6 protein-coding genes are annotated in these 7,179 nt (G+C 70.3%); all 6 read left to right on the forward strand.

Annotation, left to right across the window (positions count from 1 at the left end):
• Positions 1-116: 116 nt before the first annotated feature.
• A complete protein-coding gene (locus GUY61_RS31755; RefSeq protein ID WP_166633723.1) occupies positions 117-1,445 on the forward strand; it encodes an ROK family transcriptional regulator in 1,329 nt (442 codons plus the stop codon).
• Positions 1,446-1,500: 55 nt separating this feature from the next.
• Positions 1,501-1,776, forward strand: a complete 276-nt coding sequence (locus GUY61_RS41345; protein ID WP_313896965.1) for an RICIN domain-containing protein — start codon at positions 1,501-1,503, stop codon at positions 1,774-1,776.
• A 194-nt stretch (positions 1,777-1,970) separates the two neighbouring features.
• Positions 1,971-3,239 (forward strand): ABC transporter substrate-binding protein, encoded by a 1,269-nt coding sequence (locus GUY61_RS31765; RefSeq protein WP_166633726.1) that lies wholly within the window; start codon positions 1,971-1,973, stop codon positions 3,237-3,239.
• A gap of 16 nt (positions 3,240-3,255) precedes the next feature.
• Positions 3,256-4,221, forward strand: coding sequence for a carbohydrate ABC transporter permease (locus GUY61_RS31770; protein WP_166633728.1), 966 nt, complete (start codon positions 3,256-3,258; stop codon positions 4,219-4,221).
• Complete coding sequence (locus tag GUY61_RS31775) at positions 4,218-5,159, forward strand: carbohydrate ABC transporter permease (RefSeq protein ID WP_243766899.1); 942 nt, start codon at positions 4,218-4,220, stop codon at positions 5,157-5,159. Before GUY61_RS31770 ends, GUY61_RS31775 begins: the two co-directional genes overlap by 4 nt.
• A 12-nt stretch (positions 5,160-5,171) precedes the next feature.
• Positions 5,172-7,179, forward strand: a 2,008-nt coding sequence (locus tag GUY61_RS31780; RefSeq protein ID WP_166633730.1) for a glycoside hydrolase family 2 TIM barrel-domain containing protein, incomplete at its 3' end; no start/stop codon positions are given.

Here is a 7,179-nt window from a genome sequence, read left to right on the forward strand (position 1 = left end):
GGACGGGCTGAGTCCGAGGGCTTTCTACAACCCCTTTCCTAAGCCCTTGTCGAACGCGCGCCCAGGTCATAGCCTGGCGCCCGCCCCACATTCCCTGGGACGGGAAGGACCCGGCGATGAAACGCACGTCCCGCGACATCCGCACCGCCAACCGCTACGACGTGCTGCGGCAGATCATCGCCGAGTCCCCGGTCTCGCGGCAGGAGGTCGCCGCCGCCACCGGTCTGAGCCTGGCCACCGTCGCCAACCTCGTCGGTGAACTTCTCGATCTCGGCATGCTGACCGAAGTCGGCTTCGAGGACTCCGACGGGGGACGGCCCCGCGGGCTGGTCGCCGTCAACGCCCCGGGGGGCGCGCTGATCGGCGTCGACGTGGCCGAGACGTACATCCATGTCGAACTGTTCGATCTCGCGCTGACCGTGCTGGCGCGCGCCGACGAGGAACTGCGCCCGGGCGAGAACCGCCCCGACCAGGTCGTCACCCACATCGCCGACGCCGTCGAGTCCGTGGTGCGGCGGTCGGGGCTGCCCGGCGACCGGGTCCTCGGGGTCGGGGTGAGCATGCCCGGCCAGGTGGACCGCGAGGGCGGGGTGTCGGTGTACGCGCCCAACTGGGACTGGCACGACGTGCCCCTGCTCGACCTGCTGGCCGGCCGGCTCCCCTACCCCCTGCATCTCGACAACCCGCTGCGCGCCTGCACGGTCGCGGAGCTGTGGTTCGGTGCCGCGCGCGGCCACGACGACGTGGTCGTGGTCAATCTCGGCACGGGGGTGGGCGCGGGCCTCGCACTCGGCGGCTCCCTGCACCGGGGCATCACCAACAGCGCGGGCGAGTGGGGTCACACCACACTCGTGCTGGACGGCCGGCTGTGCCACTGCGGCAACCACGGCTGTGTGGAGACGTACGTCGGCGCTCCCGGCATCATGCAGAACCTGCGCGAACTGAGCCCGGGCAGCACGCTGCTGCACCCGGACGACCAGACCGCGACCGTCGCCGCGCTGGCGGCCGCCGTGGCGGCCGGCGACCCGGTGGCGGTCAGGACGGTCCGGCAGACCGCCCGCTACCTCGGGGCCGCCGTCGCCGACCTGGTCAACCTGCTCAACCCGGAGATCATCGTACTGAGCAGCTGGGTCGCGGCGGCCCTCGGCGAGCCACTGCTCGCGGAAGTCCGCGAGGCAGTGGGCCGGCACGCGCTGCGCCGGCCGATGGACGCCACCGAGATCGTGCTCTCGCCGATCCCCTCGGACCCGGTGAGCCTGGGGGCCGCGACCTTCGCGCTCAAGGGTGCGCTCGGCTCCGTCGGCCGGCGCAACCCGCACGACGACCGGCGGAAGGACCGCCGGAAGACCCAGCAGCAGAACACGCCCGGGAACGCCAGGACCGCGGGCAGGACTCGATCGGCCCGCCGCACCACCGCAAGGACCACTCGCAGCACACCTTCGTGACGACGGAAGGCTGGCCATGGCCTGTTCAACCGGCGCGAGATCCCTCCGATTCCTCTTGCGAACCCGCGCACGAGCCTCAGGGCGAGCCCCCGGCACGCTGCGCACGCCGGAGGGGAGTTGCCTGACGACGGCGACGGCCGACGGCAGGGTCGCGGCGGGCGGCTGTTCCGGCGCGGCGCAGGAGAAGTGGCTGCTCAACGCCAACGGGCAGATCGTCCACGAGGCGAGCGGCAAGTGCCTGGACGTGAGCGGCTGGGCGACCGGGGACGGCAGCGCCGTCGTGCTGTGGACGTGCACGGGAGGCGCCAACCAGGCCTGGTCCCGGCAATGAGCGCGGCGGGGCTGCGGGCCGTCCCGCCGGGGCGGTCCGCGACTCCGCCACGCCCTTGGGACACATACCGGAAAGCCCTTTCCCGCACCCTCCGCGCCACCTTCGTCCAACCCCTTGCCGAAGTATTGTTCCATGGCTAGCGTCCGGCTGCACGCAGGGAGTCAGTGAGCCGCCGACCAGACAAGGACGTCACCATGCGGGTTTCGGGATCGGGAAGAGAGTGGGACCGCCGCGGCGTGCTGCGCGCCGCGGGAGGGCTGGCCGCACTGGGCGCGCTCGCCGCCTGCGGCTCCAACACCGGCCGCGACGGAGGAGGGGGTTCGGGGAAGGCGCTGACCCAGTACTTCCACGCCTACGGCGAGGCCGGCACGCAGCAGGCGCTCAAGCGCTACGCGAAGGGCTTCGGCAGGGCCGACGTGTCCACCCAGTGGATCACCGGCACCAACTTCGAGAGCAAACTGTTCTCCGCCCTGCTCTCCTCCGACGCACCCGACGTCTTCGAGTTCCATCCGCAGATCCAGATGGTGAAGGCCGAGCAGATAGTGCCGCTCGACGACGTCATCGAGCCGGTCAAGGACGACTTCCAGGAAGCCGACATCAAGTCGCACACCATGGACGGCCACATCTGGGGCGTCCGGATGATCGACGACCCGAAGTTCATCTACTACCGCAAGTCGCTGCTGGAGAAGGCGGGCGTGGAGCCCCCGCAGACGCTGGACGAGCTGCTGGAGGCGGCCGGAAAACTCACCACGGACAAGGTGAAGGGCCTCTTCCTCGGCAACAACCTCAGCGACGTCGTCCGTCCGCTGATCTGGTCGAGTGGCGCCGATCTCCTCACCGAGGACAACCGGATCGCCTATCACACGGACGAAGTCGCCGCCGCTCTGGGCAGGTTGCACACCCTTTTCAAGAGCGGCAGCCTGCTGCTCGACGCTCCGGCGGACTACTGGGACCCGTCGGCCTTCAACCAGGGCCTCACCGCCATGCAGTGGTGCGGAATGTGGGGCATGCCGGCGATCCTTCAGGCGCACGGCGACGACGTCGGCATCATCCCGTGGCCGAAGTCCTCCGGCAACGGGCGGCCTTCGCTCATCAACGGCGGCTGGTCGATGTTCGTCAGCTCCAAGGCCAAGGACGTCGACCTGGCCAAGGAGTACGTGAAGTGGCTGTGGATCGACCGGACCGAGTACCAGGAGGACTGGTGCCTGAGCTACGGCTTCCACATCCCGCCCCGCAAGTCGCTGGCCGCCAGGGCCACGAAGCTCAAGACCGGGCTCGCCGCCGAAGGTGTCGAACTGGCCGAGAAGTACGGGCACTTCGACAATCCCAACTTCACGCAGGCCATGTTCACGGCCCTGGAGAACGTCATCGCGGACTCGGTGCGCAGCGACAAGACCCCCGAGGCCGCGCTCGACAAGGCCGACAGGACGATCAACAACGAGCTGAAGAAACTCTTCGGCTGACAGGCGGACCTGCCACATGTCGACGACCACACCCCGGAGCGCCTCCCCCCGCACCGGCGCCGAGGCGGCTCCCCCCGCCACGCACCGGCGCGGGGTGCGGGGCCGCACCCTCAGCTTCTGGCTGTTCACCGGCCCGTTCCTGGCCGGCCTCGTCATCTTCGTCTACGTACCGATCGGCTGGAGCGCCTGGCTGAGCTTCTTCGAGGCGCGCTCCACCGTCACCCCCACCGAATTCGTCGGGCTCGACAACTACCGGGAGATGCTCGCCGCCGGCGACTTCGTCGAGAGCCTCGGCACGTTCACCGTGTTCGCGGCCATCGTCGTCCCCGTCACCTGGGCGTTCTCCCTGGCCCTGGCGCTGATGGTGAACCGGCTCCGCTTCATGCGGACGTTCTTCCGGTCGGTGTTCTTCCTGCCGACGGCGTGCAGCTTCGTCGCGGCCTCGCTGATCTGGAAGATGTCGATCTTCAGCGGGGTGAGGTTCGGGCTCGCCAACACGGTGCTCGGCTGGTTCGGCGTGGAGAACATCGCCTGGCTGGCCTCACCGGACCCGCCGTGGTACTGGCTGGTCATCGTCACCGTGCGGCTGTGGCTCCAGTCCGGCTTCTACATGATCCTCTTCCTGGCGGCGCTGCAGAACATCCCGGAGGAGCTGTACGAGGCGGCGGCGATCGACGGCGCGAGGCCGGGCTGGCAGACCTTCCGCCACATCACCCTGCCGCAGCTGCGCGCCACCTCCGCCGCCGTGATCCTGCTGCTGCTCGTCGCCGCGTACCAGGCCTTCGACGAGTTCTTCAACCTGCTCGCGAAGACGACCTGGGGGCGGCCTCCGCTGGTCGAGCTGTACTACACCGCTCTGGGCGAGAACCAGGACTACGGGCGCGGCAGCGCGGGAGCCCTGATCCTGACCGTGCTGATCTGCGCCGTGACCCTGCTGCAGGGCCGCTTCCTCGGCTTCGGCAGGGCGGAGGAGGCGAAATGAGCGCCACCGCGCCCCGCACCACCCCGTCTCACGGAGCCCGGCCGGGCACGCGCCGGCCGGGCGGCTCCCGCCCGCGCCCTGCCGCCGCCTCCGCGGCCGGCCGCCTCCGCGGGCGCGGCACGGCCGGCGAACTGGGCCTGTACGCGGCCGTCACCGTCTGCGCCGTGCTGTTCCTCGTCCCCTTCTATCTGATCGTCCGCAACGCGCTGTCCACGGACGCCGAGATCACCGGCGAGGAGTGGAAGTTCTTCCCCACCGACATCCAGTGGGGCAACATCGGCGAGCTGTTCGACGACCCGATGGTGCCGTTCGCCCGTTCGCTGTGGAACTCGACGGTCATCGGAGTGCTCCACACCGCCGGCACCCTGCTGGTGTGCTCGCTCGCCGGGTACGGTCTCGCCCGCATCCCCTACCGGCACGCGAACAAGGTCTTCTACGCGGTGCTGGTGACCCTGATGGTCCCGGCCGCGGTCACCTTCGTGCCGAGCTTCGTGATGGTCTCCTCCCTCGGCTGGGTCTCCAGCCTGCGGGGCCTGATCATCCCGGGGCTGTTCAGCGGTTTCACCTGCTTCCTGTTCCGCCAGTACTTCCTGGGGTTCCCCAGGGAGCTGGAGGAGGCGGCGCGGGTTGACGGGCTGGGCCACTGGGGCGCGTACTGGCGCATCGTCGTGCCCAACTCGCTGAACTTCTTCGCCGCCATCGCGGTGATCACCTTCATCAGCGGCTGGAACGCCTTCCTCTGGCCCCTGGTGATCGGCCAGGACCAGGAGGCGTGGACCGTCCAGGTCGCGCTGTCCTCGTACATGACCAACCAGACCGTGAACTTCCATCTGATCTTCATGGCGACCGCGATATCCATCCTGCCCCTCGTGCTGGTCTTCGTCGTCCTCCAGCGGTGGCTGGTGCAGGGCGTCGCCCAGACCGGTGTCAAGGGCTGACCGAGGAGACCGATGAGCACGTCCTACGACGCTGTCCTCCCCTACTACGAAGACGTGGCCCCCGGCACCGGGGCCCTGCCGCCGCGCGCCTGGTGGGCCCGGTCCGACGCCGCCCGGCTCTCGCTGAACGGCAGTTGGCGGTTCCGGCTGTCGGCCACCGCCGACGCCGAGGACGAGTCCTTCGCGCTCCCCGGCTTCGACGCCTCCGCTTGGGACGAGGTGGCGGTGCCGGGACACTGGGTGCTCCAGGGCCATGGCGCGCCCGCCTACACCAATGTGCGCTACCCGTTCCCGGTGGATCCGCCGCGGGTCCCGGCCGAGAACCCCACCGGGGACCACCTGCGCCTCTTCGACCTGCCGGACGACTGGCCGGGCGGCGGCGAGGCGGTGCTGCGCTTCGAGGGCGTGGAGTCCTGCGCCCGGGTGTGGCTGAACGGGCGGGAACTCGGGGAGTTCAAGGGCAGCAGGCTGCCGCACGAGTTCGCGGCCGACGCGCTGCTGAAGCCGCGCGGCAATGTGCTGGCGGTCCGCGTCCACCAGTGGTCCTCCGGAAGCTACCTGGAGGACCAGGACCAGTGGTGGCTGCCGGGCATCTTCCGCGAGGTGGCCCTGCTGCACCGCCCCGCGGGCGCGGCCGGGGACTTCTTCGTGCACGCCTCCTACGACCACCGCAGCGGCGAGGGCACGCTGCGCGTCGACTCGGCGGTCGACGGCCGGATCTCCGTTCCCGGACTGGGCGTCCGCCTCGCCACCGGTGAGACGCTGACCCTGCCGGTCGAGCCGTGGACCGCGGAACGGCCGAGGCTGTACGACGCGGAACTGGTGACCGCCGGCGAACGCGTGGCACTGCGCATCGGTTTCCGCTCGGTGTACGTCGAGGACGGCGTCATCAAGGTCAACGGCCGGCGGATCCTGTTCCGCGGTGTCAACCGGCACGAGTTCCACCCGGAGCAGGGCCGCGCCCTGGACCTGGACACCATGCGCCGCGACCTGCACCTGATGAAGCGGCACAACATCAACGCCGTGCGCACCTCCCACTATCCGCCGCACCCGGCCTTCCTCGACCTGTGCGACGAGCTGGGCCTGTGGGTGATCGACGAGTGCGACCTGGAGACCCACGGCTTCGTCGACCTGGACTGGCGCCGCAACCCGGTGGACGACGAACGCTGGACACCGGCGCTGCTGGACCGCGCGGAGCGGATGGTGGAGCGGGACAAGAACCACCCCTCGGTGATCATGTGGTCGCTGGGCAACGAGTGCGGCACGGGCGCGGGCCTGACCGCGATGGCCCGGTGGATCCGCGACCGGGACCCGGACCGGCTGGTGCACTACGAGGGCGACCCGTCCTGCGAGGACACCGACGTGTACTCCCGCATGTACGCGGGCCACGCGGAGGTTGAGCTGATCGGCCGCCGCGAGGACCCGGGGCCGCCGGCACGCGCCGGTCTGCCGTTCATCCTGTGCGAGTACGCGCACGCGATGGGCAACGGGCCCGGCGGACTCGCCGAGTACCAGCGGCTGTTCGAGACGTACGAGCGCTGCCAGGGCGGCTTCGTCTGGGAGTGGATCGACCACGGCATCGCCACGCACACCCCGGACGGCACCCCGTACTACGGCTACGGCGGCGACTTCGGCGAGGAGCTGCACGACGGGAACTTCGTGTGCGACGGGCTGCTGCTGCCGGACCGCACCCCCTCCCCCGGTCTGGCCGAGTACAAGAAGGTCGTCCAGCCGGTGCGTATCGAGGGCGACGGCCCGGCCGGCACGGTCCGGATCACCAACCTCCACGACTTCTCCGACCTGTCGCACCTCGCCTTCCGCTGGTCCTACGAGGCCGACGGGGAGAGCGTCGAGGCCGGTGAGCTGGCCGTCCCGGCGCTGGAGGCCGGGCAGCGGGCCGAGGTGAAACTGCCCGCGCCGCCCGCCGAGGGCCGGGGCGCCGAGACCCAGTGGACGGTGCGGGCCGTGCTCGCCGAGGACACCGCCTGGGCGGAGAAGGGCCACCCGGTGGCCTGGGGGC

Origin of the sequence: Streptomyces sp. GC420, from assembly GCF_009916105.1 — a bacterium.
In the GTDB taxonomy this organism is placed as follows: Bacteria; Actinomycetota; Actinomycetes; order Streptomycetales; family Streptomycetaceae; genus Streptomyces.